Genomic DNA, 21,389 nt, shown 5'->3' on the forward strand with positions numbered 1-21,389 from the left:
GCGGCCGCGCCACGCGCTGAGCGGCGTACCCGGTGATGCCGATCTGACTTCGGCGCCCGCTCAGCGCCCGCCGGACGCCCGGTCAGTCGCCCGCCGGACGCCCGGTCAGTCGCTCGCCGGGCGCTCGATCAGGTGGGTGAACGCGTCCAGGTTCCGGGTGGACTCGCCCCGGGAGACCCGCCACGCGTACTCCTTGCGGATCGCGGCGGCGAAGCCCAGCTCCAGCAGGGTGTTGAAGGCGCCGTCGGCGGCCTCCAGGACCTGGCCGAGGAGCCGGTCCACCTCGTCGGCGGTGACGGAGGCGAGGGAGAGCCGGGCGGTGACGTAGACGTCGCCGAGGCGGTCGACGGCGTAACCGACGCCGTACATCTTGAGGTTGCGTTCCAGCAGCCAGCGGTGGACGCCCGCCTCGTTCTCGTCGGGGTGGCGGACGACGAACGCGTTCAGCGAGAGGGAGTGACGGCCCACCAGGAAGGAGACGGTGGTGGAGAGTTTGCGGGTGCCGGGGAGCTTGACCACGTAGGTGCCGGGCTCGGGGCTCTCCCACTCCAGTCCGGTGTCCGCGAAGACGGCTTCCAGGGTCCGGCCGGCCCGGGCCGCCCCGTCCTCCCGCGCCCGTGCCGGCTTCGGTGCCGCCCCGGCCTCGGTGCCGTACTCGGCGCCGTCCTCGGTGCTTTCCACATCACCCATGGTGGGAGCGTACGCGACGACGGTGGGCGTGCAGCGCGGCCGTGTACGTCTCGACCGTGGCCGCCGCCGAGGCGTCCCAGCCGAAGGACTGCGCGTGCCGGGCGGCGGCCGCGCCCATCCGGTCGGCGAGGTGCGGATGGTCGGCGAAGTCGCGCAGCACGCGCGCGTAGGCGGCCGGGTCGTGGCCCTGGACGAGGAATCCGGTCTCGCCGTCCCGTACGGCCACCGGCAGGCCGCCGACCGCCGAGGCGAGCACGGGGGTGCCGGCCGCCTGCGCCTCGATGGCGACCAGGCCGAAGGACTCGCTGTAGGAGGGCACGACCAGGACGGACGCGGCCCGGAACCAGTCGGCGAGCCGGTCCTGCCCGACCGGCGGGCGGAACTGCACAACGTCGGCGATGCCGAGCCGGGCGGCGAGTTTCTGCAGGCCCTCCGGCTTGGCGAGGCCGCTGCCGCTGGGGCCGCCGACGATCGGGACGACGATGCGCGAGCGCAGGTCGGGGCGCTCGTCGAGGAGGACGCCCACGGCCCTGAGCAGCACGTCGGGGGCCTTGAGCGGCTGGATGCGGCCGGCGAACAGCGGGATCAGGGCGTCCTCGGGCAGGCCGAGGCGGGCACGGGCGGCGACGCGGGCGGCACGGGCCCGCTCCGGGCTCATCGCCGCCCTGCCGGTACAGAACTTCCCCGCGCTTTCCGAGCCCTCCGAGCCCCCCGAGCCAGCCGGACCCTCCGGGAAGGGGCGGAAGCGGGTGAGGTTGACGCCCGGGTGCACCACGGCGACCCGGGCGGGGTCGGCGGCGTAGTGCCGTACCAGCTCCTGGGCCTCCTCGTCGGTGTTGGCGATCAGCCGGTCGGAGGCGGCGACGATCTGGGTCTCGCCGATGACGCGGGCGGCGGGCTCGGGGGTGTCGCCGGCCGCCAGGTTGGCGTTCTTGACCTTGGCCATGGTGTGCATCGCGTGCACCAGGGGGACGCCCCAGCGCTGGGCGGCCAGCCAGCCGACGTGGCCGGAGAGCCAGTAGTGCGAGTGGACCAGGTCGTAGTAGCCGGGGCGGTGGCCCGCCCAGGCCTGCATCACGCCGTGGGTGAAGGCGCACAGCTGGGCGGGCAGCTCCTCCTTGGCCAGGCCCTCGTAGGGGCCGGCGTCCACGTGCCGGACCAGGACGCCCGGGGCGAGGTCGACGCGGGGCGGCAGGCCGCCGGCGGTGGCCCGGGTGAAGATCTCCACCTCGACGCCCTGGGCGGCCAGCCGCTGGGCCAGCTCCACGATGTAGACGTTCATGCCGCCGGCGTCGCCGGTGCCGGGCTGGTGGAGCGGTGAGGTGTGCACGGAGAGCATCGCGACGCGCCGGGGCCTGCGGTGCAGCCGCAGCCGCGCGGACGCCGCCGGGGAACGCCGCCCGAGTATGCCTGCGTACTGGCTCACGAGGCGCTCCTCCTTGCTGCGGGCATGCCGTACCGAAGGCGCGGTGCGCCCCGCACGGGCAACACCGGAGAGGACAGCTCCATTTCCGGCTCCCTTTCGGGCGTCCTGGCTTTTACCCGATCGTTATCGGGTTCGCTCAACCGTTCGATGCATCTCTCGCACTCAAGCCACCGAGTCACCGAGTCACCGAGTCACCGAGTCACCGAGTCACCGAGTCACCGAGTGCCCCCATACCCTCTTATCCATGACATCCCGCGCGGCGACCCGCCCCCGCTCCCGGCCCGGCCCGAGCGGGCGGAGCCCTGTCGTGGGGGCGGTGACGCGCGGGACCACCAACCCCAACCGGCTCCGCCGCATGGACCGCTGGATCGCGGCCGTGCACGGCGCCGAGCTGCGGCGCGCCGCCGATCCGGTCGCCGTCGACCTCGGCTACGGCGCGGCCCCGTGGACCGCCGTCGAACTGCTGCACCGGCTGCGCGCCGTCGCGCCGCGCACGCGCGTGGTGGGCGTGGAGATCGAACCGGCCCGGGTGGCGGCGGCGCGCCCGTACGCGTGCGACGGGCTGGTCTTCCGGCACGGCGGCTTCGAGGTGCCCGTCGCGCGGCCCCCGTCGCTCATCCGCGCGGCGAACGTGCTGCGCCAGTACGACGAGGGTGAGGTCGCCGCCGTCTGGGAGCGGCTGTGCGCGCGGCTCGCCCCGGCGGAGGGGGCCGGTCGCGGCGGCCTGCTCGTGGAGGGCACCTGCGACGAGATCGGCCGGCGGCACGTCTGGGTCGCGCTCGGCCCCGAGGGGCCGCGCACGGTCACCTTCGCCACCCGGCTCGGCTCCCTCGACCGGCCCTCCGACCTCGCCGAGCGCCTCCCCAAGGCGCTCATCCACCGCAATGTCCCCGGTGAGGCGGTGCACTCCTTCCTGCGCGACTTCGACCGCGCCTGGGCCGCCGCCGCGCCCTACGCCTCCTACGGCGCCCGCCAGCGGTGGGTCCGCGCGGTGCGCGACCTGACGGCCGACTGGCCGGTGACGGACGGTCCGGCGCGGTGGCGGCAGGGCGAAGTGACGTTGGAGTGGGGGGCGTTGGCGCCACGGGGGTGACGGACTCGGTCCGCCCTCCGCTCCAGGCCGCCCGGTGCGGAACGATCCGCGCGTGCCGTTCGTCCCATGACCGGGGAATGACCCGGGAACGTCGCTGGTGGCGGGCGCGCGGGAGCTGACCGGAGTCGGCCTCTGTCGTTTTGCGCCGAGTCGTGGCACGATCCACCGGACGGGCTAAGTTACTGACGGTAAATCAGCTGGGGGCGGGTATGGGGCGGGGCAGGCGCAGTGGGCTCGCGGTGGCCGTGACCGTGGTCTGCGCGGTCACCGTGCTGGGGGCGCCGGGCACGGCGCTGGCGAGCGGACGGCCCGACCCGGACCCGGCCGCCTCCGCCGCCTCTCCCCCTTCCCCAGCCTCTCCGGCTTCCCCCGCCTCTCCCGCTTCCCCCGGCTCCTCCGCCTCTCCCGCCCCCGTGCTCCCGCCGGACAAGGACCTGGAGGCGGTCCGCACCAAGCTGGACGGGCTGTATCACGACGCCGCCGTGGCCACGGACGCGTACAACGCCGCCGAGGAGCAGGCCCAGCAGCAGTCCGCCGCGCTCGTCGGGCTGGCCCAGAAGGTCGTCCAGGGGCAGCAGCGGCTGGACGGGCTCAAGGACCGTATCGCCGCCGCCGCGCAGGCCCAGTACCGCACGGGCGGGCTGCCGCCGCAGGCCCAGCTGATGCTCAGCGACGACCCGCAGCAGTTCCTGGACGGGGCCGGCCGGGTGCTGGAGGGCGAGCGGGCGGCCGACGGGCTGCTCCTGGACATGACCCGCACCCAGCAGGAGCTGAAGCGGGACGCCGACGACGCCGCCGACCGCTGGAAGAAGCTGGAGGCCAACCGGAAGGCCAAGGCCGCCGCCCAGCAGCGGGTCAAGGACCGGATCAAGGAGGCGGAGCAGCTCCAGGCCACGCTGGAGAAGCGGCAACTGGAGCGGCTCGCCGAGCTGGAGCGGCAGGCCGCCCGGCAGGCGCAGACGGCCTGGCTGGGCACCGGCATCCTCAAGGAGCTGCGGGGCCGGGCGACCACGGCGGGCGAGAAGGCGGTGCGCTACGCCACGGACCAGATCGGCAAGCCGTACGAGTGGGGCGCCGAGGGCCCGAAGACGTACGACTGCTCGGGGCTGACCTCGCAGGCCTGGGCGGCGGCCGGCCGGCCCATCCCGCGCACCTCGCAGGAGCAGTGGAAGCAACTGCGGCACGTGGCCGTGGCGGACATGCGCCCCGGCGACCTGATCATCTACTTCCAGGACGCCACCCATGTCGCGATGTACGTCGGCGACGGCATGATCGTCCACGCCCCGCGGCCGGGGCGCACGGTGACGCTCGCGGGCGCCGGGACGATGCCGATCCTGGGGGTCGTACGGCCGGACGCGGACTGAGGGGCCGCCCCGGCAGGGCCTTCGGGAGGGCCTCCGGAAGGGCCTCCGGGAGATGTCCTCGGGAGGGCGCCGGGGCTCCGGTGACCGGGGCCATGTGACGCAGCGCACCGCGATTCGGCGCCGCACGCACCCCCGACGTGACCTTCGTCATCCCGTCGCGGCGGTCGCCGTGTCCAACTCCGTTACGGATCGCGGCATATGACAGCGGCAGTGTGGCGAGCGACGCGCCTCACACCATTCCGCCGCACCGCCGACTACCGCTATGGTCCCGGTCGGTGGAACGAGGTCCCTCGTGTCCGCCATGCCCTCGGGGGGAGGGAAGGAACCCGAAACGATGCCCGTGCCCGTACCGCGGCAGAGAGAGATCCCGGCCGTGGAGAGCGGCCAGGCGCAGACCGTGCCCCACGGCGGCGGCCCCTCCGCAGCACCGGCCCCGCACGCGGAGGCGACGCCCGAGGCCCCGGAGAACACCACGAAGGAGCCCACGGTCGACAAGGACGACCCCACCACCCGGAACACTCACCCGACCGCCCACCAGAGCACTCACCAGGCCACCCAGCTGACCCTGCTGCTGATCGAGGACGATCCCGGCGGCTCGCCGGTCGTGCCCCAGCTGCTCGACTCGTCGGGCAGGCCGATCCGGGTCCGCACGGCCCGCAACCTCACCGAGGCCGGGCGGCTGCTCACCGACGACGTCCACTGCATCCTGCTGGACCTGGCGCTGCCGGCCCCCGGCCGCTCCGGCGAGGGCGACGACGAGCTGGCCGTGCTGCGGCATGTGCTGGAGCTGGCGCCCCGGCACGCCGTCCTCGCGCTCACCGCGTCCGGTGACGCCGAGCGCGGCGCCGCGGCGGTACGCGTGGGCGCCCAGGACTACCTGCTCCGCGACGAGCTGGACGGGCCGCTGCTGAGCCGGGCGATCCGGTACGCGGTGGAGCGCAAGCGCTCCGACACGGCCGAGCGGCGGCTGGCCGAGGGCCGGCTGCGCGCCCAGGAGAACCGCCGGCTGGAGCGCGGCCTGCTGCCGACACCGCTGCTGGACGGCTCCACGCTGCGCTTCGCCGCCCGCTACCGGCCCGGCCGCTCGCGGGCGCTGCTCGGCGGCGACTTCTACGACGCCGTACGCACCCCCGACGGCACGGTGCACGCCATGATCGGCGACGTCTGCGGGCACGGTCCCGACGAGGCGGCGCTCGGCGTGGAGCTGCGCATCGCCTGGCGGGCGCTGACGCTGGCCGGGCTGTGCGGCGACGAGCTGCTGAACACGTTGCAGCAGGTGCTGGAGCACGAGCGCGCCCACGACGAGATCTTCGCGACGCTGTGCACGGTGGACATCGCGCCGGACGGGCGCCGGGCGGGGCTGTGCCTGGCCGGTCACCCGTCACCGCTGGTGATGACGCCGGGCCGGCCCGCCAAGCTGCTGCCGTACGACAACAACGGCCCCGCCCTCGGCGTGCTGCCCGGTGCCCGCTGGCCCCGGCTCCAGGTGGAGCTGGGCGCCCGGTGGAGCCTGATGCTCTACACCGACGGGCTGATCGAGGGCCGGACCGGTGTCGGCGGCGAGCGCCTGGGCCAGGACGGGATGGTGGAGATGGTCCGCCGCCAGCTGGCCCAGGGCCTGCGCGGCGAGGACCTGCTGCGGACGGCGGTGAACGAGGTCCGCGACCTCAACGGCGGCGAGCTGGCGGACGACGTGGCGGTGGTCCTGCTGGACCGCGAGCCGTAGCGAGGCGGGGGCGGCAGGGGCGCGCGGCCTGCGCGGCCTGCGCGGGACTGCTGCGGGGCTGCCGGCCCCGACGGACCCTGCCCGCCCTGCCGCGGCCGCGCCCTACCGGCCGCCGTTGTACGGACCGTACGGGCCGTCGCTGCTGCTGCCGCGGCGGCGGCCCCAGCCGCTGCCGCCGGAGATCTGCTTCAGCGCGGGGCGTACGTCCACGATGTAGACGATGCTCGCGACCGCGCCGATGACCGGCAGGAACGCGAAGATCGAGAACAGGTAGCTGACGACGAGCGCCAGGCCGAGGATGATCAGCCAGAACACCTTGTTCTGCTTGTCGGCGGCGCGGAAGGCGTCCTCGCGCCGGATCGCGGCGTCGCACAGGCCGAACGCGGCCAGCGCCATGAGGAGGATCTTCAGCAACCCCAGGAACCCCGCGAAGCCCAACATCAGCATGCCGCCACCGCCCGTTCTCTCCGACTCCAGTCCGGTCACCGTACCCGGAGAACGGGCCGGGCACCCCGGAGGTGCCCGGCCCGTCGTCCTGTCGCTCGCACGGGTGACGCGCGCCCGTGCCCGCCCCGGCTACTTGGCGGGCGGCGTGGTCTTCTTGGCGCCGGCCGGGGTGGTGCCGTTGGTCTTACGGGGCGCCGGAGCCTTCTCCGCCGGAGTCTTCTTCACCGGGGTCTTCTTCGCCACCGGGTTCGCCGCCGGGTTCGCCACCGGGGCGGGCGCGGTCTTGGAGGCGGCGGGCTTCTCCTCGCGGACCACGACCGGCTCGGCCTGGGACCGCGGCGCGGGCTGCGCCTTGGCCGGCGTCCGCGGCTCGGGCTCGACGGCGACGGCGAACTCCTCGACCCCGCCGGCGAGGTCCTCGATGCCGTCGGCGGCCTGGCCGCGCCAGGTGCGCACGGCCTGCTCGCCGTGCTCGGCGACCTTCTCGTAGGTCTCGCGGGCCTTCACCGCGTACTCGGCGGCGACGCCGACGCCACGCAGGGCGAGGTCCTGGGCGCTCTCCCCGAGCCGCTTGAGGTCGGCGTCGAAGTTGGTGCTGAGCTTCTTCAGGTCGGAGTCGAGGGAGTTCAGGAAGGCGCCGACCCTGCTCTGGACGCTCTCCTGGGTCTCCTTGACGCGCGCGCCGGCCTCCTTGGCACGGGTGGCGGCCCGCTCCTGGACGGCCTTCGGGTCGGTGTTGCGCACGGCGTCGATGCGGCCGGGGGCCTCGGCGCGCAGCTGCTCCACCAGGGCGGGCACCTTCCGGGCCTGGCGCAGGGCGAGGTCGGCCGTGCCCGCGGCGAAGTAGAGCGGGGTGGGGTCGCTGAGGGTCTTGCGCAGGTCGTCGGTGATGGCCATCGTGATGATCCTCCCGGATCGCTTTCGGCTGAGGGTTTTCGATGTGCCGCGGGCGACCGGCCGTCCGGTCCGTGGGGGCCGTACGGTCAGCCGGCCGCCTCCCGCGGGTCGGCGTCACTGCCGCCGGACGCGTGGGTGGGGTGCCCGGTGGTCGCCGGGCCGCTGCCGCCGTCGCCCGGTCCGGGAACGGCGGCGGCCCGTATGACACCGCCGCCGTCACCGTCCCTGTCGTCGGCATCGTCGGTGCCGACGCCGCCACCGCCACCGACGCTGTCGCCGGGCCGGCCCTGACCGGTGTCCTCGTCGCGGGCCCGGCCCTCGGTTCTGCCGCCGAACCCGTTCTCCTTGCGGAAGGACTCGTAGATCTGCAGCAGCACCTGCTTCTGCCGGTCGTCGAGCGTGGGGTCGGCCAGGAGGGCGGCGCGCGTCTCCACCTCGTCGCGGTCGCGCTCGGCGTCGAGGATGCCGGCCCGCACGTACAGCGTCTCGGCGGAGATCCGCAGCGCCTTGGCGACCTGCTGGAGCACCTCCGCACTCGGCTTGCGCAGCCCGCGCTCGATCTGGCTCAGATACGGATTGGACACCCCGGCGGCATCGGCAAGCTGGCGCAACGACAGCTGCGCGTTGCGCCGCTGCTCGCGCAGGTACTCACCGAGATTGCCGACGTTGAGCGATGCCATGCCTCCACCTTGCCCCACCCCCGCTAACAAATGCAAGCACACCGCTTGCAAGAGCGCGCGGCGGGCGACGGGCGACCGGCGACCGGCGACCGGCGACGGGCGGGCCGGGCACGAGAGCCCTCCGGGCCGATGCCGCCCAGGCCCAGCCGGTCGCCAGCCTGTTCGCATGACATCGAACGAGGACCGCCGCTTCCCCGCTGCGCTTGCCGCTGCCATGGCGGTCCGGCTCGACCGCATCGGCGAGGACGGTGTCGACTTCGAGCCCTTCGGGGCCTTCCTCACCGCTGACGAGACAACCGACTGGTTCCGGGCGTGGACGGGTAATGCCGCGCTGAACGGCGACGACTTCCGCGTGCTGGGCCAGGACGGCACCGGTGGCTACGCCGCGTTCTGGCTGATCCGCCCGGGTCGGCCACTGGTCGAACAGCCCGTCGTCTTCCTCGGCTCCGAGGGCGAGACCGGTGTCGTGGCCCGGAACCTCGCTGCCTTCCTCTGGCTGCTGGCCGACGGTTTCGGCCCGTGGGAAGCGTCCACCTCGTACGATCCGGAACCCGGCTGGGCCCCCCGCCGCGATCATGAACTGACGGCCATCGCGGAACACTTCGCACCGGACCACCGTGCACCGGCGGACACCATCATCGAGCAGGCCGCACAGGAGTTCCCTGACTTCGACGAGACCGTCATGGACCTCTGCCGCTGAATCCGGATGACGAACGAGGCGGCGCCGATCCAGCGTTCCGTGCGTGACCTCCCCGGACAGTGATCTCGACGACCAGGCCGGCGTGACCGTCCGCTGCCAGGACAACGCGTCCGTGGGCGTGACGCGTTCCGCGACCGGTTCAGCTTCGACCAGGACTCCGTGCACCATGCCGTCGAGCTGCGGGCCCCCGGCCTGACCGCCCGGGCCGACGAGGTCGTCGCCTGGATCTGGGACAGCGATCTCACCACGTTCCTGGAAGAGCTGGTCGCCGACTACCGGGGATGGGACGGCGAGCGGCGCCGGCAGAACCACGACCGGGACCTGACGGTGTCGGCCGTCTTCCGGTCCGGCGGCCACGTCGGGCTGACCTGGTCCTTGCGGCCGTGGCCGCAGGCCGCCGGCGGCTGGGGCGCCTCGGTGACCACCTGGCTGGAGGCCGGCGAGCAGATGGCTTCCCTGGCGGCGGACGTCCGGGACTTCCTCGCCGGAGTGCGGCCGTGACAGGTGGGCGCAGGGGTGAACGGGCGGCGCGCGTCGACGAGGAGGACCGGGTGCTGGGGTGGTGGACCGCGGGGAGGCGGTGCGCAACGGGTAGCTGCACCGGGTCGCCGTGTCCGTGTGCCGGGACGGCGGCGGGCGGTTCCTGGTGTGCCGGCGCGCGGCGGGGGTGGCGCGCTTCCCGGGGCGGTACGAGATCGCGGTCGGGGCGCGGTCGAGGTCGGGGAGTCCTACGGGCGGACCGCGGCCCGGGAGCCGGCCGACGAGCTGGGGGTGCGGGTGCCGGTGCCGGTGCGGCATCTGTTCACGCTGCCGCGCCGCGACGGCCCCGGCCCGCGCTTCCTCGCCGCGCACGAGGCGGTGGTGCCCGGCGGGGTGAGACCCCGCGCCGACGACATCTCCTGGCACGGCCTGCTGTCCGCGACGGAGCTGGAACGGACGCTCGGCGCCTGGCCGTTCACCCCCGACAGCCACGAGGCGCACCGGCGCCACCCGGCCTTCGGTCCTGTCTGACCATTCCCGTCTGCCGCGCGACGCCAGGCACGCCCTCTCGCCGCACCGGGCGCAGAGCCGAGTACACCCAGTACGAGGCTCTCCGCCCGGCACTCCCCCAAGCTCTTCGAGCAGGGGGGACCCCCAGAGCACGCACCTGACGCCGCGCGGCCGCCCTCCGGGCGACGACGGGAATGGTCAGACAGGCCCTGGGCGCGGCGGCGGGCGGCGGCCGGAAGCGGCCTGACGGACGGACACGCCCTCACCCGGCTGCCCCTCACCCGGCTGGTACGTGACGGCGGGCTGCCTGTTCCAGACCCTTCCTCAGACCTCTTCCTCAGACCTCTTCGAAGCCCTGCTCCCGCAGGGCCTTGTCGACGCGTGCCCGGTGGACCGCCGCCCAGTCGTCCAGGCTCTGGGCGGCCTCCGCGGCGAGCCGGGCGCGGGCGGTGTCCAGGATCTGGCCGGCGCGGGCGGCCGGGACCGTCACCACGCCCTCCTCGTCGGCCACCACGACATCACCAGCGCGGACCCGCACGCCGCCGCAGCGCACCGGCTCGTTCAGGGGCCGCACCTGCGCCTTGGTGCCCGGGATCGGGACGATGCCCCGGGCGAACACGGGGAAGCCCAGCTCGCGCACCTCGGCGAGGTCGCGGATCACGCCGTCCGCGACGAACGCGGCGACGCCACGGCGCTGCGCGACGGCGCACACATTGCCGCCGGCCAGCGCGTAGTCCAGGTCGCCCGACTCCACCACGATCACCGTGCCCGGCGCGGCCCGGTGGATGGCGGCGTGCAGCATGAGGTTGTCCCCGGGCGGGCACCGCACGGTGAACGCCGGTCCCGCCACCCGCGGCACCGGCTGCCACAGCGGGCGTATCCCGAGGTCCATCACCTGCTCGCGGCCCAGCAGGTCGGCGAGGGTGGTGGTGGGGACGTCCCGGAAGGCGGCGGCGACGTCCGCGCCGGCGCCGGTGGACGCGGCGCCGCTGGTCTCTGCATCGGTCATGTGCACGACTTTAATGGGCCGCTTCAACGGGCCGCCGGGGTGAGCCGGTGGGCGGCGTTCCCCAGGGTGTCGAACAGCTCCCGGCGGCGGCGATCTGCTCCGCGTGGCCGCCGTCGGCGCGGCTCCAGCGGGTGAGCAGCCAGTCGTGGCCCATGGGCGCCTTGCCTTGCAGCGCGTCGCCCACCGGCTGGACGAACTGGGGCGACCAGCCCGACCGCGAAGATGCCCAGGAGCAGCAGCCTGGTGGTGGCCGCCTCGGTCCGCTCCCAACTGGCGGCCGGTCTCCTGTTCCGCGACCGGACGTTCGACATCAAGTCACCCTGTGCGACGTCGACTTGTGCGGAACATCCCATGGTGCCCGGTGGGTGGCCGGTGAGAAAGGGGACGGCGGGAACCGGCCGCCGCCGGATCAGCGTGCGGCCGCTCCGTGGCGGGCGTGCCACTGCCGCAGCGCGCGTACGATCCGGTCGTCGTCGGGCAGGTCCACCAGGCGCAGGGGTTCGCGAGCGCGCCCCAGGGCCCGGGCCACCCGCCGTGCCGCCGCCCGGAAGTGGTCCGGCCCAGCCGCGGCCGGCAGGGCGAGCGCCGCCCGCATGACGTCCGGGAACACCGACTGCGCGTACTCGAACGCCAGGTAGACGCCCAGGTCGTCGTGGAGGCCGGCGGTCAGCTCGGGGAGCCCCGCGCGGGTCATCGCCTCGGCCCACAGGCCGGTCATCCGGGCCTGCTCCTCCTTGTCGTAGCCCATGCGGACGATGTGGGTCGCCAGGTCGTGCAGCGGATCCCCGTATATCGCCAGTTCCCAGTCGATCACCGTGATCCGTCCGCGGCGCACCACGACGTTCGCCCGGTGGACGTCGGTGTGCAGCAGTGTGAAGGGCCGTGAGGTCAGCCCGTGGTGGCGGCGCCGGAAGCCGTCCATGGCGTCCTCGGGAATGCCCACGGCGGTGAAGAGGGCGCCGAAGCGTTCCCGGTTCGTCCGGTGGACGCGCTCCTCGGTGAAGGCGACGAGCCAGCGCAGGAAGCCGTCGCTGTCCCCGTGGGCCGGCCAGTCGGGCGGCAGCGGGGGCAGCGCCTCGGCCGGCACCCGGGCGGTCCTGGCGAAGAAGGCCGCGAACTGCCGCATCAACCGCTCCTCGACACGGCCGTCCGGGTTGTGCTCGCTGAGCACCCGCCCGCGGCGGTAGACGTGCAGGGACCGGTCACCGAGCACGGCCAGGCAGCGCGGCACCTCGCGCAGATACCGGCAGACCACTTCGAGGATGTCCGGCTCCCACGGCCAGATGCGCGGCACCACCTCGACCGTGGCGAGCGGCACCCGGTACTTCAGCCGGGCGAAGGGCACCGAGCCGAGCAGCACGGCGGGGACGACGCCGAGGCGCAGGATGTGATTGGTGTTGTGGTGACCGGCGCGTACCTCGCCCCTGCCGTCGAGGCCGCGCTCCAGGTGGCGTTCGAGCAGCGCCCGGCGCGTTTTCGGTGACAGAGGGAGCATGGCGGCAGAGAGTACTGGGTCGCGCCACGGCGGATACGACGACCACCCGGGAACCGCCCGTACGGCCCCCGTGCGCACCGCCCCTCACTCCCTGAGCACGCGCAGCGGCAGCTCCAGCGAGTCCACCACATGCCGGGCGCCCGCCGCGCGCAGTCGGTCGCCCTTGTGCGTGTCGCGGGCGTAGCCGAGGAAGGGGACGCCGGCGCGCCGGGCGGCCTCGCAGTCGGTGGGGGCGTCGCCGAACATCAGGGCGTGCGACGGGGCCGCGCCCATGGCGTTCAGCGCGCGGTGCAGGCAGTGCGGGTCGGGCTTGAGGTGGCGCAGTTCGCCGGTACGGCCGTAGAGGTGCGGGGCGAAGCAGGGCAGCAGGCCGCGGCCTTCGAGGTAGGCGCGCACCACCTCGGGGGAGTTGTTGCTGGTGACGGCCAGCCGGGTGCCGAGCGCGGTCCAGGTGCGGATCAGCGGGTCGGCGTACGGCGTGGGCATGGCCACGGCGGCGGCCTTCAGCTCCTCCTGGGTGAGACGTTCCTCCAGCTCGGTCACCAGATCGCTGCGGGGGTGCCGGCGGTCCACCGCGCGCAGGACGACGTGCGGGTCCACGGACGCCCGCTCGTCCTCGCTCAGCAGGCCGCGCAGGCCCCGCTCCGCCAGCCATCCGACCAGGTCGTTCGCCACCTTCTCCGCGGGGTGGGCGGCGAACAGCCGGCAGATCGGCCCGTCGAAGTCCCACAGCACCACCCGGGCCCGGGTGATCAGCTCCCGCAGTGCCCCGTCGTCCGCCGCCGGCGGATCGGTCCGCGTCGCATCAGAAGTCACTAGGAAAGTGTCAGGTCCGTGGTGATGGTTTCCCAGAGGGCGTCGAACCACTTCTGGGATTCCGTCACGAACGCGGCGTCGCGCCGGCCGCCCCGCTGGGTGAAGGAGAAGAGCAGGGACTTGGAGCCCAGCGCGTCGTACATGTCCAGCGTCTCGCCGCCCCAGTCCTCCTCGCGCCGGGTGAGCGTGTAGTAACCGAGCAGCGCTTCCTCGCCGTTGAGCAGGTAGAGCTTGACCGGCGGGGTGAAGGGCAGCGCGCGGAAGGCGACGTGCACGTCGATGCCGTGGGTGGCGCGCAGGGCCTGGAGGTTGTGCCGGAGCACCTGGCCCTGGGCGTTGCGCATCTCCAGCCAGCGCTGGTGCACCGCGTCGTCCTCGCCGCGGCCCTGGACGGAGACCGGGAAGGCGAGGGAGATGTCCCGGGACGGCACCAGGATGCGCACGTCGACGGCCTCGGGGCGCATCCGGTCCTCGTGGATCAGGCGCAGCGGCTCGCCGATGGCCACCATCAGCGTCTCCGCCGTGTGGCACACCACGTCGATGCGCACCCGCCGGGCCCCGAACGCCTCCGTGAGCCGGGGGGCCAGGCCCACCATGGTGGGCTGGGGCTCCTCGCGGACCGGGGTGGCCTCCGCGATCCGCGGCGGGCTGCCCTTGCTGACGTTGCTGAGCAGGCCGTCGTCCTGGAGTGCCCGCAGGGCCTGGCGCACGGCGCCGCGCTCCACCCCGAACTCCTCGGCCAGTTCGGCCTGGGTGGGCAGCCGGTCGCCCGGCCTCAGCTCGCCCGCGCGGATCCGCTCGCGCAGGGCGTCCGCGATGTCCTGGGGAGAGCTTCTCCGGCTGCCGTCCACGGCCACGTTCTCCTGGGTCACGACCAAAACGCTACAACTTTGATCCACTTGGCGGGAGTTGTTTCGAACTTGTTTATGAGTGCCTGCCAAGTGGGCACTACTTCAGTAGAGTTGGCTGCCAACTCTACGAAGTTGGTCCGAAGCCTGAAGTCGGAAGTGAAAGTCAGAAGTACCTGAAGCGTCTGAAGTATCCGAAGTGTCCGAAGGGGGAAACGCCGTGCCTGTCCTCGCTCTTCTGTCCGCCGTCTTCGTCATCGCCTTCGAGCAGATCGTCCAGTGGAAGTTCGGCGCGACGGGCTTCGTCGGTCTGCTGCTGCTCAGTGTCGGCCTCAAGGCCAAGAGCCCGGCCGTCAGCTCCGCCGGAGCGGTGGTGCTGGCGATGCTGATCGCCGGCCCCGCCCTGTGACCCGCCGGCGGCCCGCACGACGACGGTCCGCCGCCACTCGCCCGGGAGACCTCAGCCCGTGAGCACCAGCTCCGAACTGATCGTCTCCCACAACGCGTTGAACCACCCGTGCGACTGCTGGACGAAGGCCGTGTCACGCGGCCCGGCGCCTTCCTGGAAGGCGAACAGCATCGCCCGGGTGCCCTGCGTGTCGTAGTACCGCAGCTGTTCGTGGTCCACCTCCTCCTCGCGCCGCCGCACGGTGTAGTACGCGAACAGCGCCTCGGACCCGTTGAGCAGGTAGAGCTTGACCGGCGGGGTGAAGGGCAGCGCCCGGAAGGTCACGTGCACGTCGATGCCGTGCGTGGCGCGCAGCGACAGCAGATTGTGCCGCAGCACCTGTCCCTGGGCGTTGCGCTGGGCCAGCCAGCGCCCGTGCAGCCCGCCCGGCGCGGCCCGGTCCACCGGAGCGGGGAATGCCAGTTCGATGTCCCGGGCCGGCAGCAGCACCCGTACGTCGACCTTGGCCGGTTTCAGCCGCCCCGCGTGGATCTGGCGCAGCGCCTCACCGACCGCGAGGGTGAGCGAGACCGAGGTCAGGCACAGCGCGTCGATCTCCACCTGGGGGGCCGCGAAGGCGGCGGCGATCCGGGGCGCGAGCGCGGCCGTGGTGGGCTGGGGCAGGCCGGTGGAGCCGGCCGGGCCGGCGTCGGACCGCGACGAGCCGGCCGCGACGGTCGCCGGGCTCCCTTTGGTCACGTTGGTGAGCAGGTGCTCCGCCTGGAGGATGCGCAGCGCCTGCCGGACGGCTCCGCGCTCGACGCCGAACTCGTCGGCCAGCTTCGCCTGCGTGGGCATGCGGTCGCCGGGCCGCAGCACGCCGGCCCTGATCCGCTGCCGCAGTTCGTCGGCCACCTCGCGGTGTGACGCCTGTGACCGGTGCGCCGTCTTCCGCTCACTGGCCACAACGTGTTCCGGGTCCACCTCTGAACAGTACAACTTCCCGCCATCTTCGAATAGTTCACGGAAAGGTGGTTATGCGTCGCGCCCAAGCGGAGATAAGAAGAGTGAAGTTGGTGGCCAACTTGGCCGACATGGTCAGGCCTTCAGGGGGTTGGCCACCCCGGTGACAGCGGGGACACGCCGGACCGCGCTCCTTCTCCGGAGGGGAGCCGGGAGCCCGGTCGACGGCGTCGCACAGCCACAACAGAACAACGTCCTTGAGCACAGCCACAACCGAACAGCGTCTCGGAGCACAGTCACAACTGAAGAAGGTTCACCCCGGCACAGTCACAACTGAAGACGGTTCACCCAGCACAGCCGGCACAGCCGGCACAGCCACAACTGAACAGCCACGCTACGGACATGTCATCCCGCACCACGACCACCGGCAGGAAGGAGTACTCAGAACACATCCGGGCACCACGGTCGCCCGGACGTACGCAGCAGGGCGTCGGCCATCCGGGCGGCGCCCGCTCGTTCTTCCCGGACCCGTCGGCGGCCGTCGCCGGCCCGCCGCGCTCGGCGACCTCCGCCGAGCGTCACATGAGCAGGTCGTCCACCTGGGCCTCGCCCTCGCGGTAGCGGCGGGCGATCTCCGCGCTGCAGTCGTCGGCCGTGCGCTGCAACTGCTGGCGGCGGCCGGAGACCTCCTGCTCGTAGCGGACGAGGCGGCCCATCGCCGTGCCCAGTTCCAGGTCGGTGCGCGCGGCCAGGTCCGACAGCTCGACCTCGGCGAGCATCCCGGCGGCGAGCTGCCGGTACTCCTCGCCGTGCGGTGTGCCGACAGTCACGTGCCGGGCCGACGAACGCTGCCGGGCGGGCGCGTCCTTGAGGATCTCCGCGAGCCGCTCGACGACGGAGGCCCGGTCCTCGGCCACGACGGCTTCGGGACCGGCCCCGGCCTCGCGCGGCGCCCCGGCACCGCGCCGGTCCTGCTCGGCGCGCAGGATGTCGATCCGCCCCTGGAGCAGCCGCCGTACGTAACTCAGGTCGGCCTCGTCCCGTTGAGCCTGTCGGCGCAGGACGCGCAGCTCCGGCAGGCTCAGCGCCTCCAGCGCGCGGGCCCCGTCCGCGGCCACCGGGTCCGCGCCTGCCGGCTCCGCGCCCACCGGGTGGGTGGCCGCCGGCTCCGTCGCGGGCAGCGGTGGGCTGTCGGTGCGCTGGACCGGCGCCCGGCGGGTGGTGCTGTGCTGCTCGGTACTCCATGCGCTCATGCGCCTCAACCGTCCCCTCGACCGGCGCGTACGGGAGCATCGTGCCACCCCGAGTGGTCAGTATGTGACCGAGTGCCCCCGATCAGCCCCAGATGGGGGGTTACGAAGCAGAAAGAAGCACGATATGGATACCGACCCACCCGTAACAGGGCGGTGCGGGGCGGCGCCGGGCGCCCGGCATGATGGTCGGCATGCGTGCAGTGGTGCAGAGGGTGGACGGCGCGAGTGTCGTCGTGGACGGCGAGACGGTGGGGGCCATCGAGGGCGAGGGGCTGTGCGTCCTGGTCGGCGTCACCCACGAGGACACGAAGGAGAAGGCGGCGCAGCTCGCCCGCAAGCTGTGGACGGTCCGCATGCTGCACGAGGAGCGCTCGTGCAGCGACACCGGCGCCCCGCTCCTGGTGATCAGCCAGTTCACCCTGTACGGCGACGCCCGTAAGGGCCGCCGTCCCACCTGGAACGCGGCGGCGCCCGGCGAGGTCGCCGAGCCGCTGGTGGACGAGGTGGTCGACCGGCTGCGGGCGCTGGGCGCGACCGTGGCGACGGGCCGGTTCGGCGCGAGCATGCGGGTGGCGCTGACGAACGACGGCCCGTTCACGGTCCTGCTGGAGATCTGAGCCGGGGGGCAGGCAGGCCCCACGGCCCGACCGGGCCCTACGGCTCGACGACGACTTCCTGCGCCGCCGCCGTGTCCCCCGCCATCAGCCGGGCGTCCACCGGGACGTTCCGCTTGACCAGGGCGAGGGCGACCGGGCCCAGCTCGTAGTGGCGGGCGGACGTGGTGATGACGCCGATCCGGCGGCCGTCCGGGCCGTCGTCGGCGAGCCGGATCTCCGTGCCGTGCGCCGGCAGCCGGACCTCGCTGCCGTCCAGGTGCAGGAAGACCAGGCGGCGCGGCGGCTTGCCCAGGTTCTGCACCCGGGCGACGGTCTCCTGGCCCCGGTAGCAGCCCTTCTGGAGGTGGACGGCGGTGCCGATCCAGCCCAGCTCGTGCGGGATCGTACGGTGGTCGGTCTCGAAGCCCAGCCGGGGCCGGTGCTGCTCGACGCGCAGCGCCTCGTGGGCGAGGATGCCGGCGGGCGGCCCGGCCTGCGCCGCGTACGCCTCCAGGTCGGCGCGGGGCAGGAACAGGTCACGGCCGTACGGCGTCTCCCGTACGGCGATCCCCTCGGGCACCTCGGTGATCGAACCGGCGGGCAGGTGCACCACGGCGAAGTCGTCCGTGCGGTCGGTGACCTCGACCCGGTAGAAGAACTTCATGGACTCCAGGTAGGCGAGCAGCGCCTCGCGGGTGCCGGGCTCCACGTGCGCCCAGACCGTCTCGCCGTCGTCGACCAGATAGAGCGCGTGCTCGATGTGGCCGTTGGCGGACAGGATCAGCGCCTCGGTGGCCCGGCCGGCGGGCAGGTCGCTCATGTGCTGGGTGAGCAGCAGGTGCAGCCAGCTCAGCCGGTCCTCGCCGGTGACGGTGACGACACCGCGGTGCGAGAGGTCGACGAAGCCGGTGCCGTCCGCGAGGGCGCGCTGCTCGCGGAACAGGTCGCCGTAGTGGGCGGCGACGCCTTCGTCCGGGCCCTCGGCGAGGACGGCGCCGGGCAGCGACAGCAGGGGGCTCTTCATAGGGCCAAGCCTACGACCCGCTACCGGGGCCCTTCGTGGAGCAGTCCTGGCAGCGGCCGAAGATCGCGAAGTGCTTCATGTCGGTGTCGAAACCGAACTGGCGGCGCAGCTTGTCGGTGAAGTCGGCGGCCACCTCGACATCGGCCTCGATGACGTTCTCGCAGTCCCGGCAGACCAGGTGGAGATGGTGGTGGCGGTCGGCCAGGTGGTAGGTGGGCGCCCCGTGCCCGAGGTGGGCGTGCGAGACCAGGCCCAGCTCCTCCAGCAGCTCCAGGGTCCGGTAGACGGTGGAGATGTTGACCCCCGACGCCGTCTTCCTCACCTCACCGAGGATGTCGTCGGGGGTCGCGTGCTCCAGGGTGTCCACCGCTTCGAGCACGAGCTGCCGCTGCGGCGTCAGCCGGTAGCCGCGCTGCCTGAGATCACTCTTCCAGTCGGTGCTCACCACACCCCAGAGTCTAGGACCACGGGCCGCGGACTACTTGAAGAAAGCGATGCCGTCGTCCGGCAGGTCGTCCGGGAGGGCCTTGGCCCAGCGCTCGACGTCCTCGGGGGTGACGACCTTCTTCAGCTGGGCCGACATGTAGGGGCGCAGCTCGACCTCGGGGGTCTGCTTCTCGCCGACCCACATCAGGTCGCTCTTGACGTAGCCGTACAGCCGCTTGCCGCCGGAGTAGGGGCGGGAGGCGGCGGTCCGGGCGACGGCGTCCGTGACCAGGTCGATCTGCGGTTTCTTGGCGGCCATCTCGCCGTACCAGATCTCGATGACGCCGTCGTCGCGGGTCATCGTCACCTCGACCTTGCGCTCGGCGTCGATCCGCCAGAAGCCGTACTCCGACTCCAGGGGGCGCACCTTGTTGCCTTCCTCGTCCAGCACCCAGGTGTGGGAGCGGTACTCCAGGAAGTCCCGGCCGTCGTGGGTGAAGGAGACCTCCTGGCCGAAGTTGCACTTCTCGGCGCCGGGGAAGTCGTGCACGCCCGCGCCGGCCCAGTTGCCGAGCAGGAAGGCGAGGGGCACGAGGTCCTTGTGGAGGTCGGACGGGATCTCGATCATGAGCTGCGGTTCCTGTTCGGGGTCAGCGCTGGCCCTGGTACAGCTTCTTCACGGTCAGGTAGGCGAAGGCGAGGACGCCGACGCAGACCAGGACCAGCAGGGTTTCGAAGAAGATCTCCACGGGGTGCTCCTTGTCGAGCGCGGTGCGGTACGTATGTCACGAAGGGCCGGTGCCCAGCTTAGTCGGCTGGGCACCGGCCCTCTCTATGAGGTGCGCTGCACGGGTCAGCCCCGCTTGACCCCGTCCACGAACCGGCTCCAGGCCCCCGCCCGGAAGAGGAGCGCTCCGCGGGTGGGGGCCTTGCTGTCCCGTACGGGGACGACGGAGGGGAGGTTGTCGGCGATCTCTACGCAGTTGCCGCCGTCCTGGTTGCTGTGGCTGCTCTTGCGCCACTCGGCAGCGTGCAGGAGGTCGTCGGAGACTTCGACGCAGGCTCCGCCGTCCTGGTTGCTGTAGCTGCTCTTGCGCCACATCACTGTGCTCAGGTCAATGGCTCGCATGGCGCTTCCTCCAGCATCCGTTCGATGAACTGCCGCGACTTGTCCGGAGACAGGGCCAAATCGCGTACCCGATCGTATCGGAGCTGGAGACGTTCGACGGCTGCTGCTTCCTGAACCAGCTCACCTGAGTAGCCCGTCTCGATCCAGGCCACGGTCTGTCCGTCCGTGCCTCGAAGCAGCATGGTGTCGGTGTTCGACAGAGCGTGGAGACCCACAGACGACGGCAGCACCTGAACGGTGATGTTGAGGCGATGCCCCATCATGTCCAAGTGCTCCAATTGCGCCTGCCATTCCCCGGGGTCTTCGAGAGGGCTGCGCAGCACCGCTTCGGAGAGAATGGCGCGGAACTGGGGCGGATCGTCCCTGAGCAGCGACTCACGTCGGCCCACCCTTGCCTCGACCTGTGCCTCCAGCTCGTCTCCCTTGAGACCGCCCTCCATGAGCAGCTCACGAGCGTATTCCGGAGACTGCAGCAGGCCCGGGAGAAGGCTCGGTGAGTACTGCCACATACTCACCGCCTCCGCCTCCAGCACCATGTACCGCCGATACCGCTCCTTGAACTGCGTCGGGTCCGCCATCGCCAGCTCCCACAGGGCCAGCAGCAGGTCCGTCGTGCCGTAGTACTGGTCAAGGGCCTGGACCACCTCCGGGCTGCCCAGTGTGTGGCCGTTCTCCATCTTGCCGAACAGGGACCAGTCCCAGCCCAGCTTGTCGCCCAGCTCGCGCAGCGAATCCCCTTTCGCGGCCCGCAGTAACCGCAGCTCCTCCACGAACCGCTGCCTCGGTTCCTGGCTCCGGCCCGTGATCACCCGCCTCGTCGGCATCGCACCCTCCTGTGGAATTTGTGGAACGAACGCTCCCGGGTGACGAAGAACCGCTCGTCAACGGTGTGCCGCCCCCGTCTCTGGGCCATGCTCGATACAGCCCACACCACGCAGAGTAGTGCAACTGTCGCAATCCGTATAGAAGTTGGATGAAAGGAGCAAAATCATGAGGACGGAGTCCACACCTCCCTTCGAGCCCGGAGCACTCCTCTACGACCCCGCACGCGGCGGAGTCGGTGAGTACCGGGACCGCTCGGGCCCCTACGCGATGCTCCGTCCCCTCGGCGGTGGCCGGGAATGGCAGGCCGATCCCGCCGCGCTGCGGCCCGCCACCGCCGAGGAGCGGCTGAGCGCCGAGGTGCGGGCGGCCAACGACCGGACCCGGGCGGCCGGGCTGTGCGCCCCCGACCCGGAGGACCTGAGCCGGCCGCCGCTGCCGGTGCGCGGCTGCGCGGCCTGCACCGATCTGGCCGTCCAGCGGCGCATCGCCCAGGCCGAGGGCGACCTCACCGGAGAGACGGACGCGAACGTCCTGCTGCGCCGGCACCAGCGGCAGGAGCACCGCGCGTGAAGCGCGACGACGCCTTCTGGGCCGGCGTGCTCAT

General features: G+C 72.6%; 25 protein-coding genes. 9 read left to right on the forward strand and 16 right to left on the reverse strand.

All coding sequences use genetic code 11. From position 1 onward, the window contains the following. Window positions 1-105: 105 nt before the first annotated feature. On the reverse strand, window positions 106-690 hold the full coding sequence (locus ABZ858_RS05305; protein ID WP_361372796.1) for a YbjN domain-containing protein: 585 nt from the start codon (window positions 688-690) through the stop codon (window positions 106-108). Continuing rightward, complete coding sequence (locus ABZ858_RS05310; protein ID WP_361372798.1) at window positions 683-2,116, reverse strand: glycosyltransferase; 1,434 nt, start codon at window positions 2,114-2,116, stop codon at window positions 683-685. The genes ABZ858_RS05305 and ABZ858_RS05310 overlap by 8 nt, the downstream gene beginning before the upstream one ends. A gap of 307 nt (window positions 2,117-2,423) precedes the next feature. On the opposite strand from ABZ858_RS05310, the gene ABZ858_RS05315 reads away from it, so the two are divergent. From ABZ858_RS05315 to ABZ858_RS05325, 3 genes are all read left to right on the forward strand, one after another. Further along, window positions 2,424-3,209: a class I SAM-dependent methyltransferase gene (locus ABZ858_RS05315; RefSeq protein WP_361372986.1), complete on the forward strand. Its 786-nt coding sequence runs from the start codon at window positions 2,424-2,426 to the stop codon at window positions 3,207-3,209. Between the two features lie 209 nt (window positions 3,210-3,418). Then, window positions 3,419-4,573, forward strand: a complete 1,155-nt coding sequence (locus ABZ858_RS05320) for an NlpC/P60 family protein (protein ID WP_361372800.1) — start codon at window positions 3,419-3,421, stop codon at window positions 4,571-4,573. Window positions 4,574-4,907: 334 nt separating this feature from the next. After that, window positions 4,908-6,299 (forward strand): fused response regulator/phosphatase, encoded by a 1,392-nt coding sequence (locus ABZ858_RS05325; RefSeq protein WP_361372802.1) that lies wholly within the window; start codon window positions 4,908-4,910, stop codon window positions 6,297-6,299. 102 nt (window positions 6,300-6,401) lie between these two features. Here ABZ858_RS05325 and ABZ858_RS05330 read toward each other — a convergent pair whose 3' ends face one another. From ABZ858_RS05330 to ABZ858_RS05340, 3 genes are all read right to left on the reverse strand, one after another. Then, entirely contained in the window at window positions 6,402-6,746 is a 345-nt protein-coding gene (locus ABZ858_RS05330; protein WP_361372804.1) for a DUF2516 family protein, read from the reverse strand. Between the two features lie 129 nt (window positions 6,747-6,875). Then, on the reverse strand, window positions 6,876-7,643 hold the full coding sequence (locus ABZ858_RS05335) for a hypothetical protein (protein WP_361372806.1): 768 nt from the start codon (window positions 7,641-7,643) through the stop codon (window positions 6,876-6,878). Between the two features lie 86 nt (window positions 7,644-7,729). Next, window positions 7,730-8,323: a helix-turn-helix domain-containing protein gene (locus tag ABZ858_RS05340; protein WP_361372808.1), complete on the reverse strand. Its 594-nt coding sequence runs from the start codon at window positions 8,321-8,323 to the stop codon at window positions 7,730-7,732. 166 nt (window positions 8,324-8,489) lie between these two features. Here ABZ858_RS05340 and ABZ858_RS05345 point away from each other — a divergent pair, with 166 nt between their 5' ends. The 3 genes from ABZ858_RS05345 (at window position 8,490) to ABZ858_RS05355 (ending at window position 10,034) form a co-directional block, all read left to right on the forward strand. Next, on the forward strand, window positions 8,490-9,023 hold the full coding sequence (locus ABZ858_RS05345; protein WP_361372810.1) for an SMI1/KNR4 family protein: 534 nt from the start codon (window positions 8,490-8,492) through the stop codon (window positions 9,021-9,023). A gap of 159 nt (window positions 9,024-9,182) precedes the next feature. Next, window positions 9,183-9,524 (forward strand): DUF6228 family protein, encoded by a 342-nt coding sequence (locus ABZ858_RS05350; protein WP_361372812.1) that lies wholly within the window; start codon window positions 9,183-9,185, stop codon window positions 9,522-9,524. Between the two features lie 282 nt (window positions 9,525-9,806). After that, complete coding sequence (locus ABZ858_RS05355; RefSeq protein ID WP_361372814.1) at window positions 9,807-10,034, forward strand: hypothetical protein; 228 nt, start codon at window positions 9,807-9,809, stop codon at window positions 10,032-10,034. 316 nt (window positions 10,035-10,350) lie between these two features. On the opposite strand, the gene ABZ858_RS05360 is transcribed toward ABZ858_RS05355, so the two are convergent. The 4 genes from ABZ858_RS05360 to ABZ858_RS05375 all read right to left on the reverse strand — a co-directional run bounded on the left by ABZ858_RS05360 (window position 10,351) and on the right by ABZ858_RS05375 (window position 14,211). After that, a complete protein-coding gene (locus ABZ858_RS05360; RefSeq protein ID WP_361372816.1) occupies window positions 10,351-11,022 on the reverse strand; it encodes an RraA family protein in 672 nt (223 codons plus the stop codon). Between the two features lie 409 nt (window positions 11,023-11,431). Beyond that, complete coding sequence (locus tag ABZ858_RS05365) at window positions 11,432-12,517, reverse strand: phosphotransferase (protein WP_361372818.1); 1,086 nt, start codon at window positions 12,515-12,517, stop codon at window positions 11,432-11,434. Window positions 12,518-12,601: 84 nt separating this feature from the next. Next, window positions 12,602-13,333, reverse strand: a complete 732-nt coding sequence (locus tag ABZ858_RS05370; protein ID WP_361372820.1) for an HAD-IA family hydrolase — start codon at window positions 13,331-13,333, stop codon at window positions 12,602-12,604. Further along, window positions 13,333-14,211 (reverse strand): GntR family transcriptional regulator, encoded by an 879-nt coding sequence (locus ABZ858_RS05375; protein WP_361372822.1) that lies wholly within the window; start codon window positions 14,209-14,211, stop codon window positions 13,333-13,335. Before ABZ858_RS05375 ends, ABZ858_RS05370 begins: the two co-directional genes overlap by 1 nt. Window positions 14,212-14,401: 190 nt before the next feature. On the opposite strand from ABZ858_RS05375, the gene ABZ858_RS05380 reads away from it, so the two are divergent. Continuing rightward, window positions 14,402-14,590, forward strand: a complete 189-nt coding sequence (locus ABZ858_RS05380) for a hypothetical protein (RefSeq protein ID WP_361372824.1) — start codon at window positions 14,402-14,404, stop codon at window positions 14,588-14,590. A gap of 51 nt (window positions 14,591-14,641) precedes the next feature. On the opposite strand, the gene ABZ858_RS05385 is transcribed toward ABZ858_RS05380, so the two are convergent. Together ABZ858_RS05385 and ABZ858_RS05390 are read right to left on the reverse strand one after the other, a co-directional pair. Then, window positions 14,642-15,553, reverse strand: coding sequence for a winged helix-turn-helix domain-containing protein (locus ABZ858_RS05385; protein ID WP_361372826.1), 912 nt, complete (start codon window positions 15,551-15,553; stop codon window positions 14,642-14,644). A 557-nt stretch (window positions 15,554-16,110) separates the two neighbouring features. After that, window positions 16,111-16,785, reverse strand: a complete 675-nt coding sequence (locus tag ABZ858_RS05390) for an AmfC protein (RefSeq protein ID WP_361372828.1) — start codon at window positions 16,783-16,785, stop codon at window positions 16,111-16,113. A gap of 191 nt (window positions 16,786-16,976) precedes the next feature. On the opposite strand from ABZ858_RS05390, the gene dtd reads away from it, so the two are divergent. Next, complete coding sequence (gene dtd / locus ABZ858_RS05395; RefSeq protein ID WP_361372830.1) at window positions 16,977-17,402, forward strand: D-aminoacyl-tRNA deacylase; 426 nt, start codon at window positions 16,977-16,979, stop codon at window positions 17,400-17,402. Window positions 17,403-17,439: 37 nt separating this feature from the next. Here dtd and ABZ858_RS05400 read toward each other — a convergent pair whose 3' ends face one another. The 5 genes from ABZ858_RS05400 to ABZ858_RS05420 form a co-directional block, all read right to left on the reverse strand. Beyond that, window positions 17,440-18,405 (reverse strand): folate-binding protein, encoded by a 966-nt coding sequence (locus tag ABZ858_RS05400; protein WP_361372832.1) that lies wholly within the window; start codon window positions 18,403-18,405, stop codon window positions 17,440-17,442. 10 nt (window positions 18,406-18,415) lie between these two features. Further along, window positions 18,416-18,853, reverse strand: coding sequence for a Fur family transcriptional regulator (locus ABZ858_RS05405; protein ID WP_361372834.1), 438 nt, complete (start codon window positions 18,851-18,853; stop codon window positions 18,416-18,418). Window positions 18,854-18,883: 30 nt separating this feature from the next. Next, complete coding sequence (locus ABZ858_RS05410) at window positions 18,884-19,459, reverse strand: FABP family protein (protein ID WP_361372836.1); 576 nt, start codon at window positions 19,457-19,459, stop codon at window positions 18,884-18,886. Window positions 19,460-19,684: 225 nt separating this feature from the next. After that, window positions 19,685-19,960 carry a DUF397 domain-containing protein gene (locus ABZ858_RS05415; protein ID WP_361372838.1) on the reverse strand — a complete coding sequence of 92 codons (276 nt, stop codon included), beginning with the start codon at window positions 19,958-19,960 and terminating at the stop codon, window positions 19,685-19,687. Further along, window positions 19,942-20,784, reverse strand: coding sequence for a helix-turn-helix transcriptional regulator (locus tag ABZ858_RS05420; RefSeq protein ID WP_361372840.1), 843 nt, complete (start codon window positions 20,782-20,784; stop codon window positions 19,942-19,944). Before ABZ858_RS05420 ends, ABZ858_RS05415 begins: the two co-directional genes overlap by 19 nt. Before the next feature lie 166 nt (window positions 20,785-20,950). Between ABZ858_RS05420 and ABZ858_RS05425 the strand changes: the two genes are divergently transcribed. Further along, window positions 20,951-21,355: a hypothetical protein gene (locus ABZ858_RS05425; RefSeq protein ID WP_361372842.1), complete on the forward strand. Its 405-nt coding sequence runs from the start codon at window positions 20,951-20,953 to the stop codon at window positions 21,353-21,355. Window positions 21,356-21,389: the final 34 nt, after the last annotated feature.

Source organism: Streptomyces sp. NPDC047017, from assembly GCF_040644175.1.
Taxonomy (GTDB): domain Bacteria; phylum Actinomycetota; class Actinomycetes; order Streptomycetales; family Streptomycetaceae; genus Streptomyces.

Excerpts from the sequence above, each read along its gene's own strand:
- ABZ858_RS05410 (WP_361372836.1), bottom strand. The coding sequence starts at position 19,459 with ATGATCGAGATCCCGTCCGACCTCCACAAGGACCTCGTGCCCCTCGCC.
- ABZ858_RS05415 (WP_361372838.1), bottom strand. The coding sequence starts at position 19,960 with ATGCGAGCCATTGACCTGAGCACAGTGATGTGGCGCAAGAGCAGCTAC.
- ABZ858_RS05420 (WP_361372840.1), bottom strand. The coding sequence starts at position 20,784 with ATGCCGACGAGGCGGGTGATCACGGGCCGGAGCCAGGAACCGAGGCAG.
- ABZ858_RS05340 (WP_361372808.1), bottom strand. The coding sequence starts at position 8,323 with ATGGCATCGCTCAACGTCGGCAATCTCGGTGAGTACCTGCGCGAGCAG.
- dtd (WP_361372830.1), top strand. The coding sequence starts at position 16,977 with ATGCGTGCAGTGGTGCAGAGGGTGGACGGCGCGAGTGTCGTCGTGGAC.
- ABZ858_RS05305 (WP_361372796.1), bottom strand. The coding sequence starts at position 690 with ATGGGTGATGTGGAAAGCACCGAGGACGGCGCCGAGTACGGCACCGAG.
- ABZ858_RS05345 (WP_361372810.1), top strand. The coding sequence starts at position 8,490 with ATGACATCGAACGAGGACCGCCGCTTCCCCGCTGCGCTTGCCGCTGCC.
- ABZ858_RS05365 (WP_361372818.1), bottom strand. The coding sequence starts at position 12,517 with ATGCTCCCTCTGTCACCGAAAACGCGCCGGGCGCTGCTCGAACGCCAC.
- ABZ858_RS05320 (WP_361372800.1), top strand. The coding sequence starts at position 3,419 with ATGGGGCGGGGCAGGCGCAGTGGGCTCGCGGTGGCCGTGACCGTGGTC.
- ABZ858_RS05390 (WP_361372828.1), bottom strand. The coding sequence starts at position 16,785 with ATGAGCGCATGGAGTACCGAGCAGCACAGCACCACCCGCCGGGCGCCG.
- ABZ858_RS05400 (WP_361372832.1), bottom strand. The coding sequence starts at position 18,405 with ATGAAGAGCCCCCTGCTGTCGCTGCCCGGCGCCGTCCTCGCCGAGGGC.
- ABZ858_RS05425 (WP_361372842.1), top strand. The coding sequence starts at position 20,951 with ATGAGGACGGAGTCCACACCTCCCTTCGAGCCCGGAGCACTCCTCTAC.
- ABZ858_RS05360 (WP_361372816.1), bottom strand. The coding sequence starts at position 11,022 with ATGACCGATGCAGAGACCAGCGGCGCCGCGTCCACCGGCGCCGGCGCG.
- ABZ858_RS05325 (WP_361372802.1), top strand. The coding sequence starts at position 4,908 with ATGCCCGTGCCCGTACCGCGGCAGAGAGAGATCCCGGCCGTGGAGAGC.
- ABZ858_RS05330 (WP_361372804.1), bottom strand. The coding sequence starts at position 6,746 with ATGCTGATGTTGGGCTTCGCGGGGTTCCTGGGGTTGCTGAAGATCCTC.
- ABZ858_RS05335 (WP_361372806.1), bottom strand. The coding sequence starts at position 7,643 with ATGGCCATCACCGACGACCTGCGCAAGACCCTCAGCGACCCCACCCCG.